Below are 26,802 nucleotides of genomic sequence, written 5' to 3'. Positions count from 1 at the left end.
CCCGTCCCACCCCATTGGGGCCACTTTAAGGACTCGTGCGCGTTGCGGGCGGTTCTGACCGCCCGCAACGCGCACGAGCTTGTGGGTGTCAGCCCGCGTACTGCGCGAAGATGCGGGTGAAGTCCCAGTTCTGCTGGGCAACACCGGAGCAGGTGTCGTTGTTCGGATAGCCGGCCGGGCACGGGCGGTCCCGGTTGGTCGACCAGAACGTCAGCCGCGCCAGGTGGTGTGCGTTGGCGTAGTTCAGGATCGTGCGGAAGTCGTTGAGCGTCACCGTCTCGTTGACGTCGGTGATGCCGTTCATCGACGAGATCCCGCTGTGCCGGTAGGCCTGGTCATCGCTGTACCCGTAGGCGTTCTTGACCGCGTTCTTGAGCCCTTCCGCGGCTTGAACGGTCAGGTTGCCCATGTTCTGGCCCGCGCCGCCGAAGTCGAACGGCATGATCGTCCAGCCGTCCAAGGTCAGCCCCGAGGCCGCGGCCCGGTTGATCAGGCTGGTGTCCGGCCCGCTCTGGCCGGTGCCGATCGTGAAGTACAGCTTGATGCCGGGGTTGTTGGCCCTGATGGTCTTCAGCGCGTCGATCGTGCGCTGCTGCACGGTCGGGTTCGAGTACGCGTCGGCCTCCAGATCGAGGTCGATCGCCTTGAAGCCCAAGCCGTTGATCACCTTCTGGTACGCCGCCGCCAGCTCGCCCGCGCTGCCGCACGACGACTCCAGCTTGTTGCCGCTGTAGCCGCCGAACGACGGGATGACGTCGCCGCCAGCGGCACGGATGGTGTTGACCGTGTTCTGGTCGACGCCGCCGGTGAGCGCGCGGCCGCCGTCCCACTGCGGGTTGCAGTAGCCGTTGGACAGCACGAACGCGAGTGTGAACCACTTGACGCCGGTGGCCTGCATGATCGTGGTCGGGCTCGGCGGGTTGCCCCAGCCGTTGTAGAGGTACGGCGCGACGGCCATGGCGCCGGGGCCCGGCGGCACGGTCGTGCCGGTCGGCAGGTTCCACTGCTGGTTGGCGCCGCCGCCGCAGGTCCAGATCTGCAGCCGCGTCCCGTTGGCGGAGTTGTTGCCGGTGACGTCGAGACACTTGCCGGAGCCGGTGTTCACGAGCTGCTTGGCCGCGTTCGCCGACCACTTCTGCGCGCCGGTCCCGTTGCAGTCGTACAACTGGATCTGCGCGCCGTCCGCGGTCGACGCGCCGGTCACGTCGAGACACTTCCCGAGTGCCTGCAACGACCCGTCGGCGTTGGTGCTCCAGGTCTGCGCGCCGGTGCCGTTGCAGTCGTAGAGCTGGATCGCGGTGCCGTTGGCGCTGCTGGCCGCCGCGATGTCGACGCATTTCCCGGCCAGGCCGGTGATCGCGCCGGTCGCCGCTTGCGCGGGAACGGCGAAGAGCGAGGTGAGGATGGCCGCGCCGCCTAGCAGCGCGAAGATCTTACGCATGGTGAACTCCTTCAGGCTGGGAGGTTCCACTGCTGGTTGGCGCCGCCGCCACAGGTCCAGATCTGCAGGCGGGTGCCGTTGGCGGAGTTGTTGCCGGTGACGTCCAGGCACTTGCCGGAGCCGGCACCGACCAGCTGTTTCGACCCGTTGGCCGTCCATCTCTGGTTACCGCCGCCCGCGCAGTCCCATAGCTGCAGCTGCGCGCCGTCCGCTGTGGACTGACCGGTCACATCGAGGCACTTGCCGAGCGCGCGGATGGTGCCGTCGGTGCCGACGGTCCATTGCTGCGCGCCGCTGCCGTTGCAGTCGTAGAGCTGCACGGCGGTGCCGTTGGCGGGGTTGGCGCCCGCGACGTCGACGCACTTTCCGGCGAGCCCGGTGATCGGCCCGGTCTTGCCACCGCCGCCGTCACCCTGCGTGCCGTTCCAGGTGAACGTCGCCGACGTCTTGGCAGGCAGGTTGTACGTGAACGACTGGTTGCCCCAGTTGACCCGCACGTTCTGCGCGCCCGCGCCGGGGTTGTAGGCGATCAGCGCCTTCGAACCGTCGGGGTTCTTCCACGCGACGTTGCGCACGGCCGTGTCGTTCGACTCGATCCGGTACGCGCCCGGCTTCACGAACTTGGTCAGGTGGCCCATCGTGTAGTACTCGACGGTGTAGTCGACCTGCCCGTGCCTGGCGTCTCCATTGTGGACGGTGATGAACCCGGTGCAGACGTCACAGCCGCCGTTGTGCGGGTTCATATCCTGGTCCAGCGCCAGGCTCCACTTGACGAAGCTGCGGCTCCAGTTCCGCGTGTAGTCGACGATGTTGAGCATGTCCTCGGCGTGCTGGTTCGAAACCCAGGTCCCGCCGGAGTGCTCGGTGCTGTACGCGTTCATCGACGGATACTGGTTGTGCACCACGGTCTGCTGGTTGACGTCGCCGCCATAGCCGTGCCACGCCATCCCGCCGAAGTTCGGGTCGTTGCGGATCGACGCGTCGTTCACCGTCTGCGCGGCGAAGTCGTTGTACTTGTCCCAGTTCCAGTCCAGCGCGAGTACCTTCGCGGGCAGACCGGCGTTGCGCAGCGACGGCAGCAGGTTCGACTTCGTGAAGGCCGCCAGTCCCGAGCCGTTCCAGTTCATCGACGGGTAGCTCGCGCAGCAGGTCGGCTCGTTCTGGACGGACACGTAGTCGATCGGGATCCCTTGTCCCGCATACGCTTGGATGTACTTCACGAAATACTGCGCGTACGCCTGGTAGAACTCCGCCTTGAGCCAGCCGAGCTTGAAATCGCCGTTGTCCTTCATCCACGGCGGCGCGCTCCACGGCGAGGCCATGATCTTCATCGCCGGATTGAGCTGCTTGGCCTGTTTGGTCAGCGGCACGATGTCGGCGAGATCGTGCTGGATGGAGAACTTGCTCAGGCTCGGGTCGGTCTGCCCTGCCGGAAGGTCGTCGTAGGAGTAGCTGAACCTGGCGAGGTCCGAAGACGCCATCGGGTTGCGGATGAAGCTCAGCCCGATGCCGGTGCCCGGGTCGAACAGCTTGCGCATGACGTCGTCGCGGGTGGACTGACTGAGCGCTCCGCTGGACTTCATGAGCCAGGCCGCGGTGTCCGTAAAGGACGCACCGCCGCCTTCGAATTGCTGATATCTGGTGTTTTCGTTGACGTTGATCGTCTGCCCGCCGGAGCCGGTGCCCGGCGAGAAGTTGATCGAGGCCTGCTGCTGGAGGCCGCGGGTGACGTGCACGCCGCGGCCGTCGTCGGTAGTGGTGAGCCAGATGTTCACGCTTTCGCCTGCGGCTTGTGCCGGGACGGTGAAGAGCGCGCCGGCCACCAGCGCCGCGGCGAGGAGGGGGAGAAGACGTTTCATGCGGCGGGGACCGTCCACTTCTGGTTGGCGCCGGAGCCGCAGGACCAGATCTGCAGCCGGGTGCCGTTGGCCGAGGAGACTCCGGTGGCGTCGAGGCACTTGCCGGAGCCCGAGTTGACCAGCTGTTGCGACGAGTTGGCCGTCCACTGCTGGCTGCCGGAACCGTTGCAGGTGGTGATCTGTGCCTGGGTTCCGTTGGCGGTGCCTGGCACCGCGAGGCACTTGCCGAGCGCCTTCACCGCGCCGCCGCCGACCGTCCATTGCTGGGCGCTCGTGCCGTTGCAGTCGTAGAGCTGCACGGCGGTTCCGTCGGCGCTGTTGGCGCCCGCGACATCGACGCACTTGCCGCCGTAGCCGGTGATCTGCCCGACGCCGCCGGTCGGCGGGGTGCCGCCGCCGACGAACTGCGAGGCCGCCTGCTCACCGACCGAGATCGCCCTGCCGTGGTCCTCGATCGGGTTCACCCGCGAGCCGGGGAACACGATGTAGGTCACCGGGCCTTCGGTGCCACCGTTCTTCGGGTCGGGGTTGATGCCGAGGTCGACGGCCGTCGCGTACGAGGCCTCACCGGCGATGCCCGCCGGTCCGGTGTCGCCGACGACCGCGTATTCGACCTTGTTGTCGTAGATGACGGCCACCACGTCTCCGCCGTCGATGCCCTGCGAGCGGTAGTCCCAGGTGCCGGAAGGCTGCGGCAGCACGACATAAGGCAGCTGCGCGGCGTTCAGCGGCTGGTCGGTGGAGGTGTGGAAAGCGGTGTCGTTGTAGAAGCAGCAGTCGGTGTTCTCGTTGCACTGCGTGGTGCGGACCCCGTCGCAGTCGATGTCCAGGTCGCCGGTGAAGTGGACCGCGCTGCCCGTCTTGCAGACCGGAATGGTGCCCGCGTTGCCCTCGTCGGTGGCGTACTTGCCGTTGGAGATCTGCTGGCACGAGGAGACTTTGGCGAGCAACTGGGACGCCGTCGGTCCTGCTTGGACAGACGCGGTCGTCGCCAGCGACGCGCCGGGGACGTTCCACTGCTGGTTGGCGCCGCCGCCACAATCCCAGATCTGGAGTCTGGTCCCGTTGGCGGAGTTGTTGCCGGTCACGTCGAGACACCGGCCGGAGCCGGAGTTCACCAGTTGCTTGGACCCGTTCGCGGTCCACTGTTGCGCACCGGAGCCGTTGCAGTCGTAGAGCTGGATCGGGGTGCCGTTGGCAGTCCCGGCACTGGTCACGTCGAGGCATTTGCCGAGCGCTTTGACCGCGCCGCCACCGACTGTCCACTGTTGAGCGACGGAACCGTTGCAGTCATACAGTTGCACGGCGGTTCCGTTGGCGGGGTTGGCTCCCGCGACGTCGACGCACTTGCCGGCCAGCCCGGTGATCGGCCCGGTGTTGCCGGAGCCGGTGTTGCTGGTGGTGACGTGCACGTAGTCGACGACCAGCTGTTGCGGGAAGACGGTGCTGCCATTGGGATCGCCGGGCCAGTAACCGCCGACGGCCAGGTTCAGGATGAGGTAGAAGGGGTGGTCGAAGACCCAGCGGTTACCGTTGAGGTCGGCGGGGGTGCGGGTCTGGTAGACGTTGCCGTCCACGGACCAGGTGATCTTGTTGGGCGCCCAGTCGATCGCGAAGGTGTGGAAACCGTCGGAGAAGTTGGGGCCGCTGTATCCGGCGCCGATGCCGCCGCTGCCCGAGTAACCCGGGCCGTGCAGCGTGCCGTGCACGGTGTTCGGCTCGAAACCGACGTTCTCCATGATGTCGATCTCGCCGCTGGTGGGCCAGCCGACGCTGCCGATGTCGTTGCCCAGCATCCAGAACGCGGGCCACATGCCCTGGCCGCGCGGCAGTTTCATCCGTGCTTCGTAGTGGCCGTAGGTCTGGGTGAACTTGCCGGCCGTCGAGAGCCGCGCGGAGGTGTACTCGCAGCGGCCGTACCAGCAGTTGTAGTTGCCGGGGTTCTCTTTCTTGGCGGTGATCACCAGGTTGCCCTGGCCGTCGAGCTTGGCGTTGTTCGTGCCGGAGGTATACCACTGGCGTTCGTGGTTGTTCACGTTGTCGCCGGTCTCGAACTGCCATTTCGAGCCGTCGATCCCGCTGTTCGCCGGGCCGTTGAAGTCGTCGGTGAAGGTCGCGGCCTCGATGGCGGCGGGCCCCGCTGACGCTGCTGTGGTGATCGTGGGGACGAGGAGAGCGGCAGTCGCCAGCAGGAGGCCGAACCGCCCGAGTCGGGTTGACATCATTGTCACCTCTCGTTTGTTGCGCGTGGCAACAAACGAGTATCCATGGTCCATACCATGGAGACAACTACTAACTTTAAGTCACGAATAAAGGTGAAGACTTAGGGGGTGTTTCTCGGATCTGGTGCGTGAGAGTCGTGATCCAGGTGGTTCCTGGCGGTGCCGCCAGGGCGCGGCTATCGCGTGCCCGATCCGAGAAACGCGCCCTAGGCGACGGCGCTCCCGTGCGCGCCCGTCCGGGTGTCCGCGCCCTGCTCCAGCAACGCCGCGACGGGCAGCGTGGCGGCTCCTATCGCCACCGCGTCCGGCCCGAGCTGACCCAGTTCGATCGACGTCTGGCTGAACGGATGGTCCAGCGAATGCCGCTTCGCCGACTCCGTGATCTCGGGCAGCGACGCCTCACCGATCGTCAACCCGGCCCAGCCGCCGAGCACGATGCGCTCCGGGTTGAACAGGTTGATCAGGTTCGCGATCCCGGCGCCGAGGTAGCCAGCGGTCTCCTCCAGCACGCGTGCCGCAGACTTGGACTTCGCGGCGGCGGCGACGAGACTTTCCAGCTGCGCGGGCTCGTCCACGCCGGGAACCGTCCGGCCGCCGCGCGCCTTGCGGTAGCGCTCCAATATCCCGGCGGCGCCGACGTAGGCCTCCAGGCAGCCGTGCGAACCGCAGCGGCAGAGCTGCCCGCCGTACGCGATCGTCGTGTGTCCCCATTCGCCCGCGCTGCTCGTGGAACCCCGGTAGGTGTTGCCGTCGGTGATCACCGCGGCGCCGACGCCGGAGCCGATGAGCAGTATCACCGCGTGCCGCGCGCCGCGGCCCGCGCCGAACCACATCTCGGCCTGGCCCTGTGTCTTCGCGCCGTTGTCGATGTACAGCGGGAACTCGATGCCCTCGGCGCGCAGCAGGTCTTCGAGCGCGACGTCGTTCCAGCCGACGGTCGGCGCGTGCACCAGCACCTCGTCGCCGTGCTCGACCGTGCCGGGCACGCCGATGCCGACGCCGAGCAGGCTCGACTCGTCGACCCCGGTCTCCGCGAGCACCTCGCGCAATCCCGAGCCGACCTGCGCGACCACCGAGGACGGCGACGGGCGCGACGACGGCAGCGCGTGGTCGACCGTGGCGAGCCGGTTCATCGCCAGGTCGAACAGCTCGACCTTGACCCCGGTCTCGCCGATGTCGATGCCCGCCACATGCCCGTACGCGGGATCGACGCGCAGCAGCACACGGGGGCGCCCGCCGTCCGATTCGACCAGCCCGGCCTCGACGATGAGCTGCTCTTCGGCGAGCTCACCGGTGACGTTGCTGACCGTGGCGGCGCTCAACCCGGTCAGCTGGCTGAGTTCGTGACGGCTCAGCGGACCGTCGAAATACAGCTTCGACAGCAGCAGGGACCGGTTGTGGCGCCGGAGGTCCCGGACTGTGGTGCGCTTCGCTGCCATGAGCTCCCCATCTCGGCTTCGGGCATATATGAGACAGCATGCCTGATCGCCTAATTCGTGGCCATGAATTAACTAGTGAACTAAGGCTGATTCCTCAGCCGATCCGGTTACTGTCTGGCACAATCGCCGGTGTGACTCGCGCGGTGCAACAGACAACGCGGGACCTCCGTCGCCACAACCGGGCCGCGCTGCTGTCGTACCTGTACTTGCACGGCCCAGGCAGCAGGCTGGAACTGATGCGCGCGTCGGGGCTTAGTTCCGCCACGGTAAGCAATGTCGTGTCCGATCTCGTCGCGGACGGCCTGGTCGCCGAGGCCGGTTCGATCGACTCCGACGGTGGCCGTCCCCGCACATTGTTGCGGGTCCGGCCCGAGTTCGGCCATGTGGTCGGGGTGGACATCGGCGAGACGCATCTGCAGGCGGGGCTTTTCGACTTCGCGCTGACGACCGTCGCGACCGCCACGTACCCCATCGCCGACGCCAAACTCGACCCGGAGAAGCTCGCGGCGCTGGCCATTTCCGGCATCGCGGACGTGATCGCGCAGGTACCGGGCCCGGTGCTCGGCGTCGGGATCGGCGTGCCCGGCGTGGTCAAACCCGGTGGTCTCGTGCACGCGCCGACCTTGGGCTGGTCGGGTGTGCCGTTCACCTCGATGGTCCGCGCCGGCGTCGACGGACCGCTGTTCGTCGACAACTGCGCCCGCACGCTGGGCCAGGCGGAGATGTGGCGCGGCGCCGGCCGGGGCGCGGACCGGGCGATCATCGCGCTGCTCGGTGTCGGCATCGGCGCGGCCATGACCTCGGACTCCCGCGGCGGCATCACCAGCACGACCAGCGAGTGGGGCCACACGGTCATCCAGGTCGGCGGCGCCGCGTGCCGGTGCGGCTCGCGCGGCTGCCTGGAGGCCTACGTCGGCGCCGAGGCCATCCTGCGTAGTTACCGAGCGTTACCGGGGGCCGCACGTCTGCGGGCCTCAGACACAGAATCCCGATTGGTCGAACTGGTCACCCGCGCCGCCGAACCCGGCCCGGCGGCGACCGTGCTCGACACGACCGCCGAATACCTCGGCATCGGGATCTCCAACCTGGTCAACCTCCTCGCCCCCGATCGCGTGGTCCTCTCCGGCTGGGCGGGCGAAACCCTCGGTCCCGCGATCCTCCCCGCCGTCCGCGACGCGGTCCGCCGCCACGCGCTCGACTACATGTACGGCCAGACCGAGATCGAACTCGGCCAGCTCGGCCAGGAGGCCGTCGCACTGGGCGCGGCCACCCTGCCGATCGGCGAACTCCTGTCGACCGGCGGCCACCCCCTCGCCTGACCCGGGGAAAAAAATCCCAATGCGGCTTTCGTCAGTTTTTGACCCCCCAATGCGGCGTTCGTCAGACCAAAGCTGACGAATGCCACATTGGGATTTTTTGACCGTTGCGGAGCGGCGGGATTGTGACTTAACTTAAGTCGTGGACAAAGTCACCGGGCTTTACGTCGGCGGGGAGTTCAGGGCGGCGCGGTCGGCCAGGACCGGGGTGGTCGAGGAGAAGGCGACCGCGCGCCGGATCGGGGAGTTCGCGCTGGGGGACGGCGCGGACATCGACGACGCGGTCGAGGCCGCGCGCGCCGCGCAGCCGGGCTGGGCCGCGCTGGGGGCGCCCGAGCGCGCCGGATACCTGCGCGAATTCGCCCAGTACTTGAGCGACAACTACGAAGACCTCGTCGAGCAGAGCATGCGCGAGACCGGTGGCGTGCGGAGCAAGGCCGAGGATGAGGTCGGCACCAGCATCCGCCAGCTGGAGATCTCGGTCGTCCAGGCGACCGGCACCGCGGGCGACCTGCTGCAGCCGTACAAGGCGGGCAAGCTGTCGATGTCGCGGACGGTTCCGCTCGGTGTCGTCGGGCTGATCACGCCGTGGAACTACCCGATGAACCTGGCGATGCGGGCCGTCGCGCCCGCGCTGGCGTTCGGCAACACCGTGGTGCTCAAACCCGCCGAGCTCACGCCGACCATCGGCGGCCAGGTGCTCGCGCAGGCCGCGCACCACGCGGTGCTGCCATCCGGCGTGTTCAACGTCGTCACCGGCGGGCCCGAGGCGGGGAAAGCCCTTGCCGCACACCAGGGTCTCGACATGCTCGACTTCACCGGCTCCCGCGAAGTCGGCGAGACGATCCAACCCAAAGGCCGCGATGTGCGGCTCGAACTCGGCGGCAGCAACGCGTTCGTCATCCTCGAAGACGCCGACCTCGACCTCGCCTCGGCCTGCGCGATGATCGCGTCGTTCGAATTCCAGGGGCAGACCTGTATCAGCGCGAGCAGGCACATCGTCGTCCGCGAGGTCGCCGGCGCGTACCTCGACGCGGTCACGCGCCGGGCCGAGTCGCTGACCGTCGGCGATCCGCTGGAGAACCCCGACCTCGGGCCGCTGATCAGCGAGAAGCAACGCGACCGCCTGCACCGGGAGATCGTCGAGCCGTCACTCGCGCGCGGCGCGCGGCTCGTCACCGGCGGCAAGTACGAGGGCCTGTTCTACCGGCCGACCGTGCTCGCCGACGTCACACCCGATATGCCCGCGTTCCGCGAGGAGATCTTCGGCCCGGTCATCCCGGTCACCGTCGTGGACACCGAAGCCGAGGCCATCGCGATGACGAACTGTCTCCCGATGCTGATGAACTCCGTCTTCACGCGGGACCTCATGCGCGGCATGGCCGTCGCCGAGCAACTGCGGGCAGGGGAGGTGCACGTCAACGACGCGCACGCGCGGCACGGCGCCGAGAACCAGCTGGCCGGGTTCACCAAACGCCAGTGGATCGGACTCCAGCGCACCCCGTTGACCCTGCCGGGGTGGGCGACGAGATGAGGACCGCGCTGATCGTCCGCGGCGGCTGGGAGGGGCACGCTCCGGTCGAGACGACCGAGCTGTTCCGTCCCGGACTCGTCGCCGCGGGGTTCGAAGTGGACATCGCGGACGACCTCGATGTCTATCTCGACGCCGAACGGCTCAAACGGACCGATCTGATCGTGCAGTGCTGGTCGCAGGGCGAACTCACGAAGGAACAGGCGGCCGGGCTCACCGGGGCCGTGCACGCGGGGACAGGGTTCGCCGGCTGGCACGGCGGGATCGTCGGTACCTTCACCACGAACACCGACTATCTGCGGATGGTCGGCGGGCTCTTCCTGTTCCACCCGGAGGAGTTCCTCGAGTACGAGGTGACCATCGACGCGCCGCATCCGATCGTGGCCGGACTGAGCGACTTCACGGTCTGTACCGAGCAGTATTGGCTGCTCAGCGATTCGCTCAACGACGTCATCGCGCGCACGGCGGTCACCCCGTCCGCAGGCGGGCACGGCCCCGGCCTGGTCAGCATGCCGGTGGTGTGGACACGGCGGTGGGGTGCGGGGCGGCTGTTCTTCTCCGCGATCGGCCATCGGGTGGCCGACCTCGAACACCCGACCGTGCGGGAGCTGACGCACCGCGGCCTGGTCTGGGCCGCACGGTGAGATGATCATCTGAGGAGATGGTGGGATGAAGAGTCGACGTGGACTCATGGCGGTCGCCCTGGTGCTGCTCGCCGGGTGCTCCAGCCCGGCGCCCGGCAAGGTCGAGCTGGCCTACTGGGGCTGGGACCCCAACATGGACAAGGTCGTCGCGAAGTGGAACGAGTCCCATCCGGACATCCACGTCACCCTCACCAATCCCGCGGGCGGTGACCAGCTCGTCAGCAAGCTGATCACCGCGCACCAGGCGGGCAACGGGCCCGACATCGCGAAGGTCGAGTACCAGTCGCTGCCTTCACTGGTGGCCAACGGCGTCGTCCGTGACATCACCGAGTTCACCAAGGACACGGTCAAGGAGTTCGACGACCCGACACTCAAACCGGTCCGCTTCGAGGACAAGGTCTACGGCGTGCCGCAGGACGTCGCGCCGCTGATGCTGTTCTATCGCGCCGATCTGTTCCAGCAGTACGGTCTCAGCGCGCCGAAGACCTGGGACGAGTACGCGGCGGCCGCGAAGACGATCAAGGCCAAGGGTGCGACGATCACCAACTTCGACGCCGCCGACCCCGGCTGGTTCACCGGGCTCGTGCAGCAGGCGGGCGGTGACTGGTGGACGACCAGCGGCACCAGCTGGAAGGTCGACATCAACGGCGCGCAGTCCAAGAAGGTCGCGGCCTACTGGGAAGATCTCGTCAAGAACGGCCTGGTGGCGAAGAACCCGTCGTTCTCCCCGCAGTGGAACAAGGAGATGAACGACGGCACGCTCGTCACCTGGATCTCCGGCGCGTGGGCACCCGCGCAGCTCGGCGGCATCGCACCGAGCACCCAGGGCCGCTGGGCCGTCGCGCCGCTGCCCGCGTGGACCGACGGCAATCGCGACACCGGCATCTGGGGCGGCTCGGCCACCACGGTGACCACCGATTCCAAGCACGCCAAGGAGGCCGCCGCGTTCGCGTCCTGGCTCAACACCAACGCGGACGCGGTCACCGACCAGATCCAGCAGATCAACGTCTACCCGGCGTCGACCGCCGGCCGCTCGCTTCCGGTGCTGCAGAAGCCTCCCGCCTTCTTCCCCAACCAGGCGAACTTCTACGACATCGTGAAGCAGGTGGCGCCGGGCGCGCGTAGCTTCTCGATGTGGGGCCCCAACGTGACCGTGACCTTCAGCGGCTACACCAACTCGTTCGGCGCCGCGCTCCAGCAGGGCAGCCCGTTCGGGGCGGCGCTGGACTCGATGCAGAACGCGAGCGTCGCGGACATGAAGAAGCTCGGCTTCACGGTCGTCTGATGGCGCACCGGAAAACCCGCCTGCCGTACCTGCTGGTGCTGCCCGCGGTGCTGCTGTTCGCCGGGTTCGTGGTGACGCCGGGGATCTACGCGCTGGTGCTGAGTTTCCAGCAGCGCAAGGTCTCCGGCGGCCTGCTCGGCACCGGCAGCTCGACCGTGTTCGCCGGGCTCGACAACTACACCTCGGTCTTCGGCGACGCGGAGCTGTGGCACAGCGTGCTGCGGATGCTCGCGGTCGCGGCGATCTCGATACCCGGCACGGTCGGGCTCGCGCTGCTGTTCGCGCTCATGCTGGACGTGCCGCGCACCAGGCTCACCAGGTTCAGCAGGCTGGCGATCTTCCTGCCGTACGCGGTGCCCGGCGTGATCGCGACACTCATGTGGGGCTTCCTGTATCTGCCCGCGACGAGCCCGTTCGGCGGCGACTTCTTCGGTACCACCTCGGTGTTCTTCTCGGTCGGCAACATCGTGGTGTGGGGCGCGGCCGGGTTCAACATGATCGTCATCTTCACCGCGTTGCGCGCGCTGCCGCCCGAGGTCTACGAAGCCGCCAAGCTCGACGGCTGTTCGGAGCTCCAGATCGCGTGGCGGATCAAGGTGCCGATGGTCCGGCCCGCGATCTGGATGTGCGCGCTGTTCTCGGCGCTGGCCGCGCTGCAGTTGTTCAACGAGCCCAACACGCTGCGGCCGCTGTCCAACGCGATCTCGTCGACCTGGGTGCCGCTGATGAAGATCTACAACGACGCGTTCGTCGACTCCGACCTCAATCGCGCGGCGGCGACCTCGGTGCTGTTCACCGTGGCCGCGCTGGCCGTCTCGTTCCTCGCCGCGCGGCTGGTGCGGCGATGAAGCGGCGGACGGCCTGGCTGCCGACCGTCGCGCTGGTGCTCGGCGCGCTGTATTGCGTGGTGCCGACCGTGTGGATCCTCGTCGCGGCGACGAAGTCCAAGTCCGAGCTGTTCTCGACCTCGACCTATCTGCCGTCGACGGGACTCTTCGAGAACCTGAGCGATTTGTCGGCATACAACGGCGGCATCTTCTGGAAGTGGATGCTGAACAGCTTCCTGTACGCGGCCGTCGGCGGCGTGCTGGCGTCGTTCGTCAGCGCCGCGGCGGGCTACGCGCTCGCGAAGTACGAGTTCCGGGGACGCAAGCTCCTGTTCAACACCATCCTCGCCGGGGTGCTGCTGCCGCAGATCGTGCTGGCCATCCCGCAGTACCTGCTGCTGTCCAAGATCGGGCTGACCGACAGCTACCTGGGCGTGCTGCTGCCGCAGCTGTTCAACCCGTACGGGATCTACCTGTGCCGCATCTACGCGGCGGCCTCGGTGCCGGACGCGTTGCTCGAAGCGGGCAGGCTGGACGGGGCGAGTGAGTTCACCCTGTTCCGCACGGTGGGGCTCCGGCTCATGGGCCCCGGCCTGGTGACCGTGTTCCTGCTGCAGTTCATCGCCATCTGGAACAACTTCCTGCTGCCGTTCGTGCTGGTCACCAGCGAAGACAAGTTCCCGCTGACGGTCGGGCTCTACTCGCTGCTGCGCCACGGCGCGGCTGAGGCCTCGCTGTACTCGCTGGTGATCACCGGGACACTGCTCTCGATCATCCCGGTCGTCGTGCTTTTCCTTTCACTGCAACGGTACTGGAAGATCGACCTGGTGACGGGCGCCGTCCGGTAAGTTTATTCAGTGCTTAAAATTAGACAGAAAAAAGTTACCATGCTGTGATTGACGTGCGCGGGCTCCTGCAAGAAGGTCGAAGATGACACCTTCGGAGGGGACGGCCATGAGTGTGACGGAGACCGCGAGCGCCGAGCAGGAACTCATCGACACGCTGCCCCCGATCTTCCGCTGGGGCGTGGCCACCGCGTCGTACCAGATCGAGGGCGCCGTCGACGAGGATGGCCGCACGCCGTCCATTTGGGACACTTTCAGCCGGGTGCCGGGCGCGGTGCACAACGGTGACACCGGCGACGTCGCCTGCGACCATTACCACCGCATGCCTGCCGACGTCGAACTGATGAAGGCGCTCGACGTCGACACCTACCGGTTTTCCGTTGCCTGGCCCCGTATCCAGCCGCGCGGCCGCGGCAAGCTCAACGAGGCCGGGATGGCGTTCTACGACCGGCTCGTCGACCGGCTGCTCGACAAGGGCATCGACCCGTGGCTCACGCTGTACCACTGGGACCTGCCGCAGGAGCTGGAGGACGCGGGCGGCTGGCCGTCGCGCGACACCGCGTACCGGTTCGCCGACTATTCGATGCTGGTGTTCGACCGGCTCAGCGACCGGGTGCGCAACTGGACCACGCTGAACGAGCCGTGGTGCTCGGCCATGCACGGCTACGTCCACGGCGTGATGGCGCCGGGCCGCCGCGACCTCGGCGACGGCATGGCCGCGGTGCACCACCTGCTGCTGGGCCACGGGCTCGCGACCGAGCGGATGCGCTCCGCGGCCCAGCGCCGCATCGAATTCGGCATCACGCTGAACATGGGCACGTCCGAACCCGTGGACGAGAGCGAGGCCGCCCGTGACGCCGCCCGGCGTGCCGACGGGCTCGGCGTGCGCGTTTACATGGACCCGCTCGTGCACGGCCGCTATCCGTCGGACGTGGTGGAAGACCTTGCCGCGCAAGGGGTCCGCATCCCCATCCGCGACGGTGACCTCGCGATCATCGCGGCCCCGCTGGACTTCCTCGGCGTCAACTACTACTTCGGCGAGCAGTTCGCCGCGGTCGGCGAGCCGGTGCCGTTCGGACGGCCGAAGACCGCGATGGGCTGGGAGATCCTGCCCGACAAGTTCACGGACCTGCTGGTCCGGCTGAGCCAGGACTACCCTGGCCTGCCGATGTTCATCACCGAGAACGGCTCGGCCTTTGACGACGTCCCCGACGAGAACGGCTTCGTCCAGGACGACGACCGCGCGGCGTACCTGTCCTCACACATCGCGGCCGTCGCCGCGGCGCGGCAGGCGGGCGCGGACATCCGCGGGTACTTCGCGTGGTCGCTGCTGGACAACTTCGAGTGGGCGTACGGCTACGACAAGCGATTCGGCCTGGTCCGTGTCGACTATGAAACCCAGCAGCGCACGATCAAGCAGAGCGGCCACTGGTTCCGCGACACGATCCGGCGAGTCCGTCAGGGGCACGGCGGGCTGTAGGGCACACCGGGGAAATAGCGGTCCCACTCGGCGGTGGTGATCTTCGGCTCGGCGAGCGCGCAGATCCGCTGGGAAACCCTGTCGAGATCGGTCTCCGCCAGGAAGATGGTCGGCTCGTCGGACGCGGCGGCCACCGTGTGCCCGTCCGGGCTGAAGCGCGCCCCGGTGACCTTGTGGGGGTGCCTGCCGATCCCGGCGACCCGAACCGGGTCGCCGGGTCCGTTCAGATCCCAAAGCTGCAGACCGCTCGGGAAGGAGACCGCCAGCAGTGTGGCGTTCGGGCTGAACGAAACCGTTCCCGCGCCTTCGGCGCCATGGGTGATCGGCGGCCGTGGTTTCGGGGCGGCGGGGTCGGTCATGTCCCAGAGATGGACGGTGCGGTCGCTGCTCGCGGCCGCCAGCGTCCGGCCGTCCGCGCTGAGGTCGGTTTGGTAGAAGCCGTTGTTCCGGTGCTCGAGGTTGGTGAGGGTGGTCAGCTCCCGCGGCTTGCGCGGATCCGTGATCGACCAGATCCGGATGCCGGGTCCGAGGTCACCGGTGCTCGCCATCAGGGTGCGCCCGTCCGGGCTGAACTCGACCGACCACACCGTGTCCTTCGGAGTGTCCAATGTGGATATCAAGTCGAGCTTGCCCGGTCCGGTGAGGTCCCACAGGCGTACCTTCTCGTTGTCATGCCCGGTCGCGAGTATCCGGCCGTCCGGGCTGAAACCCATGCCGTAGACGGGAACGGTGTCCGCTTCGGCGATCAAGCGCGGGGCGCGGGGGTCGGTGATATCCCACAGCTGCAGCTGACCGACCCCGAGGGTCATCCCGGCGACGGCGAGCATGTGGCCGTCCCTGCTCACCGCGACGGAGGTGGTCGCCTCACCCTTGCCGGGCACCCTGCCCATTTCCCGGGGCCGCAGTGGATCGCTGATGTCCCAGAGCCACGGGCCCCGGTCGTCTCCGTTGGTGACCATCATCCGGCCATCCGCGGTCATGGCGTCGATCGCGCGCGACTGATGGGTGTCGAGCGTGAGATCGGCCAGCTCCCGCAGGTGCACGCTCTGGTTGCCGATCGACGCGAGCGTGCGCCCGTCCGGGCTGAGCGTGGCCCCGGTGACCGATCCGCTCGCCGCGTCCACCTTCGCGAGCTGCTTCGGCTGGCCGGGAACGCGCACGTCCCAGACCCACACCGTGCCGTCGTCGCTGCCGGTCGTCAGCTTGGTGCCGTCCTTGCTGAACCTGGCGGACCAGACAGGGGCCTTCTGGGAGCTGATGGTGGCCAGCGGCCGGGGCGCGCGCGGAACGGTCACGTCCCACAGCCGCGTGGTCTTGTCCCAGCTGGAGGTGGCCAGTGTCCGGCCGTCCGGGCTGAGGTCGACCATGGTCACGATGTCGCTGTAGCCGTTGATCACTGACAGGTTCTTCGGCGCGGCATGGTCGGTGATGTCCCACAACGCGACGGTGCGGTCGTCACTGCCGGACACCAGCATGGTCCCTTCCTGATTGAAAGCCATGCTGTTCACGTTGAACGTGTGGTGTGAGATCCGGCCGGTCAGCGTGGGCTCGCGCGGGTTCGTCATGTCCCACAGCCCGATGGTGGTGTCCGTGGAACCGGTGGCGAGTGTATGCCCGTCACGGCTGAAGGCCAGCCCGAAGACGAGCTTGCCGTGCCCGTTCGCGACGCCGGCCAACGACGGCGCGCTCGGGTTCGAGATGTCCCAGATCTTCACGGCGCCGGTGGAGGTCCCGGTGGCGAGCAGTGTGCCGTCCGGGCTGATGGCGATCGGTTTACGGGTGTCGTCCCCGCCGGGCAGTGTGGACAGCGCGCGCGGGCGCAGCGGATCGGAAACATCCCAGAGCCGGACGGATCTCAGGATGCCCGCCGTCACCAGCAGACGGCCGTCCGGGCTGAAAGCCAGCGCGAACGCGGAGTCCGGGCTGAGGTCGAGCCGAGCGGCGTACGGGGTGGTGAGGGTGGCGAGCAGGCCGTCACGGGTTTCGGGGACCGGCGCGAGCCGATACGCGGCCAGGCTGAGCTGCATCGCCAGCGCGGGGTTCGCGGCCCTGATCGCGGCCGCGTCGTCGGTGACTTTCCTTGCCAGCGCGGTGTTCCGCTCTTCGGTCGTGGTCTGGCGCGCGTGGAAGGCCGCGAAGGTCGCGACCCCGGCCAGCACGAGCAGCACGCCGAGGAGCGCGACGAGACGGCGCAGCCGGCGGGTGCGGCGGCGGACCGCGGCCGCCTCCGCCGCCTCGGCGGCGAGGCTCTCGTCCAGGAAGGCCTGCTCGCGCGGGGTGAGGGAGGTATGCGCGGTCGCGGCCCATTCCTTGGCCAGCCCCAGCCGGGTGCCGCGGTAGAGGGTGCCGGGATCGTGGTCGAGCTTCTCCCAGGAGTCGGTGGTCTCGGTGAGGTGCCGGTGGACGCGCAGGCCTTCGCGATCCTCGGCGAGCCAATCCCGCAGCCGGGGCCAGCAGCGGATCAGCGCCTCGTGCGCGATGTCGACGCCGTCGCGGTCCAGCGCGAGCAGCCGGGCGTCGGCGAGACGTTCCAGCACCAGCGTGGTGTCGGCGTCCTCGGCGTCGAGTTCCCGGCGCAGTAGCCTGCGCTTGGTGTCCTCGGTGCCTTCACCGAGCGCGGTGAGCCGCAGGAAGATCTGCTTGGCGACCTCTCGCTGCGCGGAGTCCAGCTCGGTGTAGACGGCCTCGGCGGTGTGCGCGATCGCGTCGTGGATTCCGCCCGCCGCCTCGTAAGCGGCGACAGTGAGGGTCAGGCCTTGGCGTCTTCGCCAGGTTTCGAGCAGTGCGTGCGAGATCAGCGGAAGCACCGCGGGCTGCCCGATGGCGTCGGTGACCAGCCTGGTCACGAGCGCCGACTCGACCCGGCAGCCGACCCGGACCGCGGGCTCGACGATGACCGTGCGCAGCTCGTCCGCGTTCATCGGGCCGACCATGACCTGGGCGTCGCGCAGCGCGTCGACCAGCCCGGCGTGGCGTCCGCAGTGGCCGTAGAAGTCGGCGCGGACACCGATCACGACGCGCGTGCCGTGCTCGTCGGCGGCGAGCTTGAGCAAGGCGTCGAGGAACTCGTTGCGCTCCTCGTCGTGGCAGAGGGTGAAGATCTCCTCGAACTGGTCGATGATCAGCAAGTGCCCGGTGTGCGCCAGGCCGGCCGCGCACTGTTCCATCGGATGCTCGCCGGGGGTGAAGATCATGGTCGGGTCCGGCCCGTGCGCACCGGCCAGCCCGGCACGCAGCAGCGATGACTTGCCGGAGCCGGACGAGCCGAACACCCCGACGAACCGCCGCCCCTCCACCTTGGACGCCAGCTCCGCGATGAGCTTCTCGCGGCCGAAGAACCGGCTCGCGTCACCGGCTTGGAAGGCGGCGAGGCCCAGGTACGGGTTCGTGGTCTCGGCGACGGGTTCGGGCTCACCGTCGGTCGCCGCGAGTTCGGCCGCGACGGACCGCCACCGCGTCTCCCACTCGACGGCGTCGCCCTCGCAGGCGGTGACGTACGCCGTGGTCAGCGCGAGCCCCGGCAGCTTCCGTCCGCTGGCCGCGTCGGAGAGCGCCGCCGCGGAGTAGCCGGCGCGGACGCTGAGCTCGCGATAGGTGGGCCCGCCTGCCTCCTCGCGCAGCCGCCGCAGTCCCGCCGCGAACCGCAGCACGACGTCATCGCCAGGTCCTAGCGGACGTTCGCGTCTCGGCATCGGTGATCACCTCCCCTCCTTGATCATCGTCGCCGTACCGTGCCCTGTATTCCAAATCGTTTGAGCCGCCGCTTCCATTCGCCGGGAGGAGTCGGTGGCACACCCGCGAAACCTGCCAATGATCCGACGTTCGGGCCTTTTCCGCTCGGCTGGCGGCGAAGATTCTTTGTTCACTGGCCGACGGCGGACACTGAACAAACTTATTGCGCTACAAACGCTCTCGTGATGACCCGAACCCTGCGGAATGACCTCACCGTTGTCGCCGCCGGAGTGCCGACGGCGGACACCCTCGCCGATGGCATCCGCGTGGTGGCGAACGCCGCGACGCACCGGGAGACCGTGGAGCTCACCCGCGCGCACCGGCCGGACGTTCTGCTCATCGACCTCCACCGGCCCGAGCTCGGCGGCCTGGCGCTCACCCGGGAGATCCGGAGCTCGGCGCCCGCGACGGCGATACTCGTCGTCACCACCCGCCAGGAGGCCGAGCTCGTGGTCGCCGCCATGCGGGCGGGCGCCATGGGCTACCTCCTCGAGGACGCGACCCCGGACGACATCGCCCGCGCCATCCGCGGGGTGGCCGCGGGCGCGGCCGTGTTCGGCCAGGCCATCGCCAACCAGGTGCTCGGCCTGCTGAGGGCGCCGAAGCCGCTCCCGCCGTTCCCGCAGCTGAGCTCCCGGGAGCACGAGGTGCTCGAACTGGTCGCGGTCGGGCTCGGCAACGCGGCGATCGCACGCAGGCTCGACCTCGCGCCCAAGACCGTGCGCAACCACGTGTCGAGCATTCTGGCCAAGCTCGGCGCCGCTGACCGGGCCAGGGTGATCATCAAGGCGCGCAGTGCCGGCCTCGGCGACGGGTTCTGATTCCCGGCGGATCCGGGACAGCGGTCCCTGGCAGGCGGGACGGGCCGCCACCCAGTATCGATCACCATGAGCGGGTATGACGCCGTTGTCATCGGCAGCGGGCACAACGCACTGGTCACCGCGGCCTACCTGGCCAGGGCCGGGTGGAGCGTCGCCGTGCTGGAGGCCGGCGACCGTCCCGGCGGGCTGGTCCGCACCGACGAGCTGACCCTGCCGGGCTTCCGGCATGACACCTACTCGTCTGCGCATCCGCTCTTCACCGGCGGCCCCGCGTTCGCCGAACTGGGGCCCGAGCTGCTGGCGCTCGGCCTCGACTACCGGAGACCTCGCTACTGGTCGGGCGTCTCGACGGCGCAGGGGGCCGTCGGCGTAGTGGCCGGTTCCGTCGAGGAGAACGTGGCCGAGGCCGAGCGGCTGGCACCCGGCGACGGCGAGGCGCTCGCCAGGCTGCTCAAGGAGGTCGAGCCGTCGATCGGCCCGATCTTCGGCCTGATGGGCACCGACCTCGCGACGCCTGCCGCCCGCAAGGCGATCCACCGCCTGACGCACGATGCCCACGGTGGCCTCTCGGATTTCGCGCACCTGTTCACGCTGACCGGGCGGGTGCTGCTCGAAGAGACGTTCGCCTCGCCGGTGACGCGCGGGATGCTGGCACCGTGGGCACTGCACCTCGGCCGAGGCCCCGACGAGGTCAACAGCGCGCTGTGGGTCATCCTCGTGCTGGTGGCGCTGACCTCGGCCGGGATGCCGACGCCGGTGGGCGGCAGTGAACAGCTCGCCAAGGCGCTGACGGCGCTGATCGAACGGCACGGCGGGACCGTCGAATGCCACCAGCGGGTCGACCGGGTGCTGCTCCGCGACGGCAAGGCCCGCGCGGTCCGCACCGGCAGCGGCCAGGTGGTGACCGCCAGGCGGGCCGTGGTCGCCTCCGTCAACCCCGACCAGCTCTACCTCAGGCTGCTCGCCGACGAGCCCGGCTCCGTCCCGCCGCGGATCCGCGCGCAGGCCGGGCGGTTCCGCTACGGCCGCGGGTGCTTCCAGGTGCACCTGGCGCTTTCGGAACCACCGAGGTTCCACGACCCTCGGCTCGCCGAAGCGGGCGAACCACATCTGACCGAGGGCCTGGACGCGCTTTCGCGCTCGGTCAACGAAGCCACGCGCGGCCTGCTGCCCGCGGAACCGACCATCGCCTTCGACTGCCCGTCCGCGGTGGACTCGTCGCGCTGCCCACCGGGACAGGCCGTCGCCAGGCTGCAACTGCTGGACGTGCCCTGCCGCCCGCGCGGCGACGCGGCGGGCCGCATCGACGTGCGCGACGGGTGGACGGAGGACGTCAAGCGGGCCTTCGCCGACCGAGTGCTCGACCTCGCCTCGAGGCACATAACCAACCTGCCCGGCGCGGTGCTCGACAGGCACATCATCAGCCCGGCCGAGCTGGCGGCGGCCAATCCCAACTGCGGGCCGGGTGACCCGTTCGGCGGCAGCCACGACCTGGCCCAGAGCTACCTTTTCCGGCCACTGCCCGGCCGGCCGGGCCACCGCACCACGGTGCCGAACCTGTACCTGGTCGGCGCGGGCACCTGGCCGGGGCACGGCGTCAACGGCGCGTCCGGCTACATCGTCGCGAAGCAGCTCCTGTCTCAGACCCATGCGAACCGCCAGAAGTGACTGCCGAGGATGCCCTCGGCGTACTCCTCCACCGTCCACTCCTCCAGGTACCTGCCGAAGCTGGCCGGTGAGAACGCGCGGTGCTCGGCCGCGACGGCGATGCCCCGCTTGAGCGTGCTCGGCGGTGCGGCGACGGAGAAGGCGAGCGAGTCGAAGCCGAGCTCGACCAGCACCGCGCCGAACCGGTCCTCCCAGCTGCGCAGCACGGCGGACAGCGCGGCCACCCTGTCGGTCATGGCGATCATGCCCGCCCAGCCGATGGCGGCGGGGATATCGGCGGGGCGGCCGACACGGACCAGGCCCAGCCTGCTCCCCGGTGAAGCGGCGAGCATCCCACCGGCCCACGCCGCGTCCCCGAACGGCTTTGTCTTCTTGGGCGAACGGCGGGCGAGTCCGGGGAAGCCGGGGCCGAACGGGCGGAAGCGCGGGTCGTGGTCGGGTGGTGGATCCCACCACGCCTCGAGCGCGTCGACGGCGCGAATGGCGCCGACGTCCTCGACGGCGGAGGGCAGCCTTCCCCGGTCGACGATCCAGTCTTCGGCCGGTCTGGCGAACCTGACGTCGTCCGGGATCACCACCGGCCAGATGCCGGTCTCCCCGGCGGCGGCGATGAACTCCCGGTAGGTCGGCCCCGTGGTGCTTTCGTCGGAGACCCAGAGGTTGTCGTGCCAGCTACCGGACGGCTGCGGCAGTTCGGGAAGGGTGTCGAGGAAACGGAACGGGATGACGGACATCGGATACCTCCTGCGATCGGATGTTGATCTCGGGAGGAACGCTAGACCCATGGTCCGACAGTTTTGGGAAACCGTTGGGGCAAAGCGGTTTTCAGCGATAGAGCTCGCGGGCGATGATCGTCAGCTGCACCTCGGAAGCGCCTTCGTAGATGCGGGGCGCGCGGACCTCGCGGTAGAGGTGCTCGAGCAGGTGACCCCGTTGCAGCGCGCGGGCGCCGTGTATCTGGATCGCCGAGTCCACGACGAACTGCGCGGTTTCGGTGGCGAAGAGCTTCGCCATCGCGGCCCGCCCCGCAAGCCGTGTTTCGCCTGCGTCGTAAGCGGAAGCGGCAGAGTAGACGAGCAGACGCGCGGCCTCTACACGCATTGCCATCTCGGCGAGTTTGTGCGAAACGCTCTGCTGGTTCTTAAGCGGCCCACCGAACGCGATCCGCTCACCGGCGTGCGTGAGCGCGGCGTCGAGCGCGGATTGCGCCATGCCGACGGCGAACGCGCCGACACTGGGGCGGAAGAGGTCCAGCGTGCGCATGGCGACGCCGAAACCACGGTCGAGCTCGCCGAGCAGTTCGCCGGAACGCACTGGCACACCGTCGAAAACGAGCCGTCCGATGGGATGCGGGCTGATCAGGTCGATGTGCTCGCCGGAGAGTCCGGCGCGGTCGGCAGGCACGACGAACGCGCTCACCCCGCGGGCGCCCGCGCCGGGCGTGGTGCGCGCGAAGACGGTGTAGAAGTCCGCTTCCGGCGCGTTGGAGATCCAGATCTTCTCGCCGGTCAGCCGCCAGCCGTCGGTGTCGGGTTCCGCGACGAGCTCCAGTGCCGCGGCGTCGGAGCCCGCGTTCGGCTCGGTGAGCGCGAAGGCCGCGACGGCGTCGCCGGCAGCGACGGCGGGCACCCACTTCTCAAGCTGTTCTTGTTGCCCTGACTGGAGAACGGGGTAGGTGCCGAGTCCTTGCAGCGCCAGCGCGGTCTCCGCCTCGGTGCTGCGCGTGGCCAGCGCTTCGCGCAGGATGCAAAGGTCGACGGCGGCCGCTTCGCGTTCTCCCGGGAACAGTTTCGCGAGCAGGCCGAACGAGCCCATGGCCTTGATGAGCTCGCGGTTGACCGCGCCCTCACGGCCGGCTTCGGCGAGCGGGCGGAGCCGCTCCTCGCCGATTTTCCTTACCTCAGCGGCGAAAGCCTGCTGGTCCGGCGTCAGCGAAAAGGCGGTCATGAAGCGCTCCCGTCGGGTCGCCAGCGGGCGTGTGCGGTCTTCGGTTCACCCGAACGAATGAGATCCAGCCGAGGTTTGGGTCCATCGGTACGGCCACCCTGCGGCTTGCGGCTGCCTGCCGCGAATGGCTTGGGCCAGGGGATTTCGTAGTCCTGATCGGCCGCGGCGTGCAGTGTCCATTGTGGATCGTAAAGATGGGTCCTGCCCAGCGCGCACAGGTCGGCGCGACCCGCCAGTATCAGCGAATTCACGTCGTCGTAAGAAGAAATGGCGCCGACGGCGATGACCGCCACGCCGTACTTCCGGCCGACCTCGTTTCGGATGCGGTCGGCGTACGGAGTCTGGTAGCTTCGTCCGTATGTCGGTTTTTCTTCGCTGACCACTTGGCCGGTGGAGACGTCGATCGCGGACACCCCGTGTTCGGCGAAAGCCTTCGCGATTTCGACGGCCGCGTCCGCGTCCATTCCGCCTTTGTACCAGTCGGTCGCCGAAATCCGCACGCTCATGGGACGTTCGGCGGGCCAGACCGCCCGCATGGCGTCGAACACCTCGAGCGGGAAACGCAGCCGATTCTCCAGTGAGCCACCGTAAACATCCGTGCGGTGGTTCGTCAGCGGTGACAGGAAGGAGGACAGCAGATATCCGTGTGCGCAGTGCAGTTCCAGCAGGTCGAAACCGGCTCGTGCGGCTGAGGCGGCCGCCGCGGTGAACTGGGCCTTGAGCTCATCCAGGTCATCGGCGGTCAACTCACGCGGGATCTGGCTCGACGCCTTGTACGGCAACGGGGAGGGGCCACAGACCTCCCAGTTCCCCTCCGGCAGCGGCTCGTCGATGCCTTCCCACATCAGCCTGGTCGAGCCCTTGCGACCCGAATGCCCCAGCTGAACACCGATCTTGGCCGCACTGTGTTCGTGGACGAAGTCGACGACCCGGCGCCAGGCCGACTCCTGCTCGGCGGTGTAGATGCCGCCGCACCCCGGCGTGATCCTGCCGGTCTCGGAGACGCACACCATCTCCGTCATGACCAGGCCGGCGCCGCCGAGCGCCTTGCTTCCCAGGTGCACCAGGTGGAAGTCGGTCGGCACGCCGTCTCGCGCGGAGTACATGTCCATCGGTGAGACCACGACCCGGTTCTCCAGCTGGAGCTCGCCGAGGCGGAAGGGCTGGAACATCGGCGGGCGCACCTCGCCGGAGGACTGCCGGGACGCGAACCACTCGTCGAGTTCGCCGACGAACTCGGGATCGCGCAGTCGCAGGTTGTCGTAGGTGACGCGGCGGCTGCGGGTGACGATGTTGAACGCGAACTCGTGCGGGTCCTGGTCGGTGTACTGGCCGATGTTCTCGAACCATTCGAGACTCGCTTGCGCGGCGCGCTGCGTCGAGGTGACCACCGGGCGCCGTTCGGCCTCGTACGCGGTGAGCGCTTCGTCCACAGTGGACTGCTCGTGCAAACAGGCGGCCAGCGCGAGCGCGTCCTCCATGGCGAGCTTCGTGCCGGAACCGATCGAGAAGTGCGCGGTGTGCGCCGCGTCGCCGAGCAGCACGACGTTCTCGTGCCGCCAGCTCGCGCAGCGCACGGTGCCGAACTTCGTCCACTTCGAGTTGTTCGCGAACACCTGGTGTTCGCCCAGCACGTCCGCGCACAGCTCGCGGATCAGCTCGATGGAGCGTTCGTCGCTGCGGCCGGGAGGCAATGCCTCTTCGGCGACGGGGGCGAACGCGCGCTGCCACACGTCCTCGTGCAGTTCGAGGATGAAGGTGCTGGCTTCGCTCGAATACGGGTAGCCGTGGATCTGCATCACGCCGGCGGGGGTGTCGAGGATGTGGAACTTGAATGCGTCGAAGACCAGGTCGGTGCCGAGCCAGATGTAGCGGCAGCGCCGGGTCTCGACAGAGGGCCGGAACTCGCCGGCGAGGCGGGTCCTCGCGGGGGAGTTGACGCCGTCGCACGCCACCACGAGGTCGTACTCGGCGGCGAGCACGGTGACGTCCGGCGCCTCGGTGCGGAAGCGCACGTCGACGCCCAGCGTCCGGCAGCGCTCCTGCAGGATGTTGAGCAGGCGTTTGCGGCTCATCGCGGCGAAACCGTGGCCGCCGGAGGTGAAGGTCGTGCCCCGGAAATGGACGTCGATGTCGTCCCAGCGCGCGAACTCCTCGCGCATGGCGGCGAAGATCGCGGTGTCCGCGTGCTCGATGCCGCCGAGCGTCTCGTCCGAGAAGACCACGCCGAAGCCGAACGTGTCGTCGGGCGCGTTGCGTTCCCAGACGGTGATCTCGTGCGCCGGGTTCAGCTGTTTCGCCAGCGCGGAGAAATACAGGCCCGCCGGGCCCCCTCCGAGGACCGCGATTCGCACGTCGCCGACTCCCTTCGTCGGCCTCCAGACTATGTCGTAACAAGTACGACCGTCAACGAGGCGATACATCCCGTACTCTGACCGGCATGGCCTTCGAGCGCATCAACCCCGCCGAGCTGGGCAAGCCGTCCGGGTTCTCCCACGCTGTCGTCGCGGACGGCGGCAAGCTGGTCTTCCTGGCCGGGCAGACCGCACTCGACGCGCACAACAAGATCGTCGGCGACGGGGTCGTCGAGCAGTTCGAGCGCGCCCTCGGCAACCTGCTGACCTCGCTGAAAGCCGCGGGTGGCGAGCCCTCGCACCTCTGCTCGCTCACCGTCTACATCGTCGACATGGACGACTACAAGTCGCACGCGCGCGAGATCGGCGCGGTGTGGAAGCGGCTGGTCGGCACCGAATACCCGGCGATGGCCGGGATCGGGGTGAGCCGCCTGTGGGACATCGAGGCGCTGGTCGAGGTGCAGGGCTACGCCGTGCTGCCTAGGCCCTGATCGTCTTCGCGACGTACGCGCGCGCCGCCGATTCGAGTTCGGCGTGCAATGTGAAGAACAGTTCGGCTGCCCGGATGCCCGCCCAGCCGTCGGGGAGCAGTTCCGCGGGCAGCCCCGGATCGAGATACGGCAGCCGCCGCCAGTCGGTGAGCACGGCGACGTAGTCCTTGAAAGCCTCGCGCTCGGAGCGGTCGCGCCGGTCCAGCACGCCGGTGTGCAGGCGAAGGAAGTCTTCGTAAAGCTGCTCCAGCTCTTCGAGGTCCCACCAGTCGCTGACCTTCTCGGTGAGCTCACCGAACGCGATGTGCTCGGCCTGGAACAGGTTCGCGTACCCGTCGAGATCCAGCCGCCGCAGCATTTCGACGGTCGCGTCCCGCAGGTGCGCCGGCGCGATCCACACGCCCGCCGACGCGGTGCCGAAACCGAGCCGGGTCAGCTGGGAGCGCAGCACGTGGCGGCGGTGCCGTTCGGTCTCCGGCACGGAGAACACCGCGAGCATCCAGCCGTCGTCGAGGGTCGCACGCTGCTCGCGGAAGATGCGCTGGTCACCTTCGCGCAGGATCTCCAGCGCTTCGGGGGACAGTTCGTACCCCGCCGCCCCCGCGCGCCGGACCGCCTTGAGGATCCCGCGCCGCTTGAGCCGCGAGATCGACGAACGCACCGCGGGCTCGTCGATGCCCAGTTCGGCCAGCAGCGTGATGAGCGACGCGACCGAAAGCCAGCCGCCCTCGCTGCGGGAATACAGCCCATAGACGGTCACGATGAGCTGGCGGGGCTGGGCGGCGCGGCCCACCCCATCGCCGCCATCGAGTTCGGTTGTTTCCGGTACGACCGTCACCCGGTCAAGATAACAAGTGCGTGTGCCAGCTGACTGTCACTTTTGGCTACCCTCTTGGCAAC

19 protein-coding genes and 2 pseudogenes are annotated in these 26,802 nt (G+C 68.5%); 10 read left to right on the top strand and 11 right to left on the bottom strand.

Annotated features, from left to right (window positions below):
* Window positions 1-88: 88 nt before the first annotated feature.
* The 6 genes and pseudogenes from ACFV15_RS03750 to ACFV15_RS03725 form a co-directional block, all read right to left on the bottom strand.
* Window positions 89-1,441, bottom strand: a complete 1,353-nt coding sequence (locus ACFV15_RS03750; protein ID WP_378348579.1) for a ricin-type beta-trefoil lectin domain protein — start codon at window positions 1,439-1,441, stop codon at window positions 89-91.
* Window positions 1,442-1,452: 11 nt separating this feature from the next.
* Window positions 1,453-3,300, bottom strand: coding sequence for an RICIN domain-containing protein (locus ACFV15_RS03745; protein ID WP_378348578.1), 1,848 nt, complete (start codon window positions 3,298-3,300; stop codon window positions 1,453-1,455).
* Complete coding sequence (locus ACFV15_RS03740; protein WP_378348636.1) at window positions 3,297-3,764, bottom strand: ricin-type beta-trefoil lectin domain protein; 468 nt, start codon at window positions 3,762-3,764, stop codon at window positions 3,297-3,299. Before ACFV15_RS03740 ends, ACFV15_RS03745 begins: the two co-directional genes overlap by 4 nt.
* Window positions 3,759-4,118, bottom strand: a pseudogene (locus tag ACFV15_RS03735) (glycoside hydrolase family 75 protein); the annotation flags it as partial. The gene ACFV15_RS03740 and the pseudogene ACFV15_RS03735, both read right to left, overlap by 6 nt.
* A gap of 117 nt (window positions 4,119-4,235) precedes the next feature.
* Window positions 4,236-5,525: pseudogene (locus ACFV15_RS03730) on the bottom strand (RICIN domain-containing protein); the annotation flags it as partial.
* A gap of 203 nt (window positions 5,526-5,728) precedes the next feature.
* Window positions 5,729-6,961, bottom strand: a complete 1,233-nt coding sequence (locus tag ACFV15_RS03725; RefSeq protein ID WP_378348577.1) for an ROK family protein — start codon at window positions 6,959-6,961, stop codon at window positions 5,729-5,731.
* 131 nt (window positions 6,962-7,092) lie between these two features.
* On the opposite strand from ACFV15_RS03725, the gene ACFV15_RS03720 reads away from it, so the two are divergent.
* The 7 genes from ACFV15_RS03720 (at window position 7,093) to ACFV15_RS03690 (ending at window position 14,889) form a co-directional block, all read left to right on the top strand.
* A complete protein-coding gene (locus ACFV15_RS03720) occupies window positions 7,093-8,280 on the top strand; it encodes an ROK family protein (RefSeq protein ID WP_378348576.1) in 1,188 nt (395 codons plus the stop codon).
* 139 nt (window positions 8,281-8,419) lie between these two features.
* Window positions 8,420-9,811, top strand: coding sequence for an aldehyde dehydrogenase family protein (locus tag ACFV15_RS03715; protein WP_378348575.1), 1,392 nt, complete (start codon window positions 8,420-8,422; stop codon window positions 9,809-9,811).
* Window positions 9,796-10,452 (top strand): ThuA domain-containing protein, encoded by a 657-nt coding sequence (locus tag ACFV15_RS03710; RefSeq protein ID WP_378348574.1) that lies wholly within the window; start codon window positions 9,796-9,798, stop codon window positions 10,450-10,452. The genes ACFV15_RS03715 and ACFV15_RS03710 overlap by 16 nt, the downstream gene beginning before the upstream one ends.
* Before the next feature lie 25 nt (window positions 10,453-10,477).
* Window positions 10,478-11,737, top strand: a complete 1,260-nt coding sequence (locus ACFV15_RS03705) for an ABC transporter substrate-binding protein (protein WP_378348573.1) — start codon at window positions 10,478-10,480, stop codon at window positions 11,735-11,737.
* Window positions 11,737-12,585: a carbohydrate ABC transporter permease gene (locus tag ACFV15_RS03700; RefSeq protein ID WP_378348572.1), complete on the top strand. Its 849-nt coding sequence runs from the start codon at window positions 11,737-11,739 to the stop codon at window positions 12,583-12,585. The genes ACFV15_RS03705 and ACFV15_RS03700 overlap by 1 nt, the downstream gene beginning before the upstream one ends.
* Complete coding sequence (locus ACFV15_RS03695) at window positions 12,582-13,412, top strand: carbohydrate ABC transporter permease (RefSeq protein WP_378348571.1); 831 nt, start codon at window positions 12,582-12,584, stop codon at window positions 13,410-13,412. The genes ACFV15_RS03700 and ACFV15_RS03695 overlap by 4 nt, the downstream gene beginning before the upstream one ends.
* A gap of 106 nt (window positions 13,413-13,518) precedes the next feature.
* Window positions 13,519-14,889: a GH1 family beta-glucosidase gene (locus ACFV15_RS03690; protein ID WP_378348570.1), complete on the top strand. Its 1,371-nt coding sequence runs from the start codon at window positions 13,519-13,521 to the stop codon at window positions 14,887-14,889.
* On the opposite strand, the gene ACFV15_RS03685 is transcribed toward ACFV15_RS03690, so the two are convergent.
* Complete coding sequence (locus tag ACFV15_RS03685) at window positions 14,868-18,581, bottom strand: hypothetical protein (RefSeq protein ID WP_378348569.1); 3,714 nt, start codon at window positions 18,579-18,581, stop codon at window positions 14,868-14,870. The two genes, ACFV15_RS03690 and ACFV15_RS03685, sit on opposite strands and share 22 nt — an antisense overlap.
* Window positions 18,582-18,806: 225 nt before the next feature.
* On the opposite strand from ACFV15_RS03685, the gene ACFV15_RS03680 reads away from it, so the two are divergent.
* Together ACFV15_RS03680 and ACFV15_RS03675 are read left to right on the top strand one after the other, a co-directional pair.
* Window positions 18,807-19,442 carry a LuxR C-terminal-related transcriptional regulator gene (locus ACFV15_RS03680; protein WP_378348568.1) on the top strand — a complete coding sequence of 212 codons (636 nt, stop codon included), beginning with the start codon at window positions 18,807-18,809 and terminating at the stop codon, window positions 19,440-19,442.
* A gap of 66 nt (window positions 19,443-19,508) precedes the next feature.
* On the top strand, window positions 19,509-21,110 hold the full coding sequence (locus tag ACFV15_RS03675) for a phytoene desaturase family protein (protein WP_378348567.1): 1,602 nt from the start codon (window positions 19,509-19,511) through the stop codon (window positions 21,108-21,110).
* On the opposite strand, the gene ACFV15_RS03670 is transcribed toward ACFV15_RS03675, so the two are convergent.
* The 3 genes from ACFV15_RS03670 to ACFV15_RS03660 form a co-directional block, all read right to left on the bottom strand.
* Window positions 21,083-21,844, bottom strand: coding sequence for a DUF4253 domain-containing protein (locus tag ACFV15_RS03670; RefSeq protein WP_378348566.1), 762 nt, complete (start codon window positions 21,842-21,844; stop codon window positions 21,083-21,085). The two genes, ACFV15_RS03675 and ACFV15_RS03670, sit on opposite strands and share 28 nt — an antisense overlap.
* A 91-nt stretch (window positions 21,845-21,935) precedes the next feature.
* Entirely contained in the window at window positions 21,936-23,057 is a 1,122-nt protein-coding gene (locus tag ACFV15_RS03665) for an acyl-CoA dehydrogenase family protein (RefSeq protein WP_378348565.1), read from the bottom strand.
* A complete protein-coding gene (locus tag ACFV15_RS03660) occupies window positions 23,054-25,411 on the bottom strand; it encodes a bifunctional salicylyl-CoA 5-hydroxylase/oxidoreductase (protein ID WP_378348564.1) in 2,358 nt (785 codons plus the stop codon). Before ACFV15_RS03660 ends, ACFV15_RS03665 begins: the two co-directional genes overlap by 4 nt.
* Window positions 25,412-25,497: 86 nt before the next feature.
* On the opposite strand from ACFV15_RS03660, the gene ACFV15_RS03655 reads away from it, so the two are divergent.
* Window positions 25,498-25,902 (top strand): RidA family protein, encoded by a 405-nt coding sequence (locus ACFV15_RS03655; RefSeq protein ID WP_378348563.1) that lies wholly within the window; start codon window positions 25,498-25,500, stop codon window positions 25,900-25,902.
* Here ACFV15_RS03655 and ACFV15_RS03650 read toward each other — a convergent pair.
* Window positions 25,892-26,740, bottom strand: a complete 849-nt coding sequence (locus ACFV15_RS03650; RefSeq protein WP_378348562.1) for a PaaX family transcriptional regulator C-terminal domain-containing protein — start codon at window positions 26,738-26,740, stop codon at window positions 25,892-25,894. The two genes, ACFV15_RS03655 and ACFV15_RS03650, sit on opposite strands and share 11 nt — an antisense overlap.
* Window positions 26,741-26,802 lie beyond the last annotated feature (62 nt).

This window comes from Amycolatopsis sp. NPDC059657 (assembly GCF_042734395.1).
Classification (GTDB): Bacteria; Actinomycetota; Actinomycetes; order Mycobacteriales; family Pseudonocardiaceae; genus Amycolatopsis.
Note: the sequence above shows the minus strand (reverse complement) of the source record. Positions and strands in the feature narration are given on the sequence as shown.

What these genes read in the sequence shown, in the direction of transcription:
- ACFV15_RS03670 (WP_378348566.1), bottom strand. Translation starts at nt 21,844, where the DNA reads ATGTCCGTCATCCCGTTCCGTTTCCTCGACACCCTTCCCGAACTGCCG.
- ACFV15_RS03690 (WP_378348570.1), top strand. Translation starts at nt 13,519, where the DNA reads ATGAGTGTGACGGAGACCGCGAGCGCCGAGCAGGAACTCATCGACACG.
- ACFV15_RS03700 (WP_378348572.1), top strand. Translation starts at nt 11,737, where the DNA reads ATGGCGCACCGGAAAACCCGCCTGCCGTACCTGCTGGTGCTGCCCGCG.
- ACFV15_RS03675 (WP_378348567.1), top strand. Translation starts at nt 19,509, where the DNA reads ATGAGCGGGTATGACGCCGTTGTCATCGGCAGCGGGCACAACGCACTG.
- ACFV15_RS03750 (WP_378348579.1), bottom strand. Translation starts at nt 1,441, where the DNA reads ATGCGTAAGATCTTCGCGCTGCTAGGCGGCGCGGCCATCCTCACCTCG.
- ACFV15_RS03705 (WP_378348573.1), top strand. Translation starts at nt 10,478, where the DNA reads ATGAAGAGTCGACGTGGACTCATGGCGGTCGCCCTGGTGCTGCTCGCC.
- ACFV15_RS03665 (WP_378348565.1), bottom strand. Translation starts at nt 23,057, where the DNA reads ATGACCGCCTTTTCGCTGACGCCGGACCAGCAGGCTTTCGCCGCTGAG.
- ACFV15_RS03685 (WP_378348569.1), bottom strand. Translation starts at nt 18,581, where the DNA reads ATGCCGAGACGCGAACGTCCGCTAGGACCTGGCGATGACGTCGTGCTG.
- ACFV15_RS03745 (WP_378348578.1), bottom strand. Translation starts at nt 3,300, where the DNA reads ATGAAACGTCTTCTCCCCCTCCTCGCCGCGGCGCTGGTGGCCGGCGCG.
- ACFV15_RS03725 (WP_378348577.1), bottom strand. Translation starts at nt 6,961, where the DNA reads ATGGCAGCGAAGCGCACCACAGTCCGGGACCTCCGGCGCCACAACCGG.
- ACFV15_RS03655 (WP_378348563.1), top strand. Translation starts at nt 25,498, where the DNA reads ATGGCCTTCGAGCGCATCAACCCCGCCGAGCTGGGCAAGCCGTCCGGG.
- ACFV15_RS03695 (WP_378348571.1), top strand. Translation starts at nt 12,582, where the DNA reads ATGAAGCGGCGGACGGCCTGGCTGCCGACCGTCGCGCTGGTGCTCGGC.
- ACFV15_RS03680 (WP_378348568.1), top strand. Translation starts at nt 18,807, where the DNA reads ATGACCCGAACCCTGCGGAATGACCTCACCGTTGTCGCCGCCGGAGTG.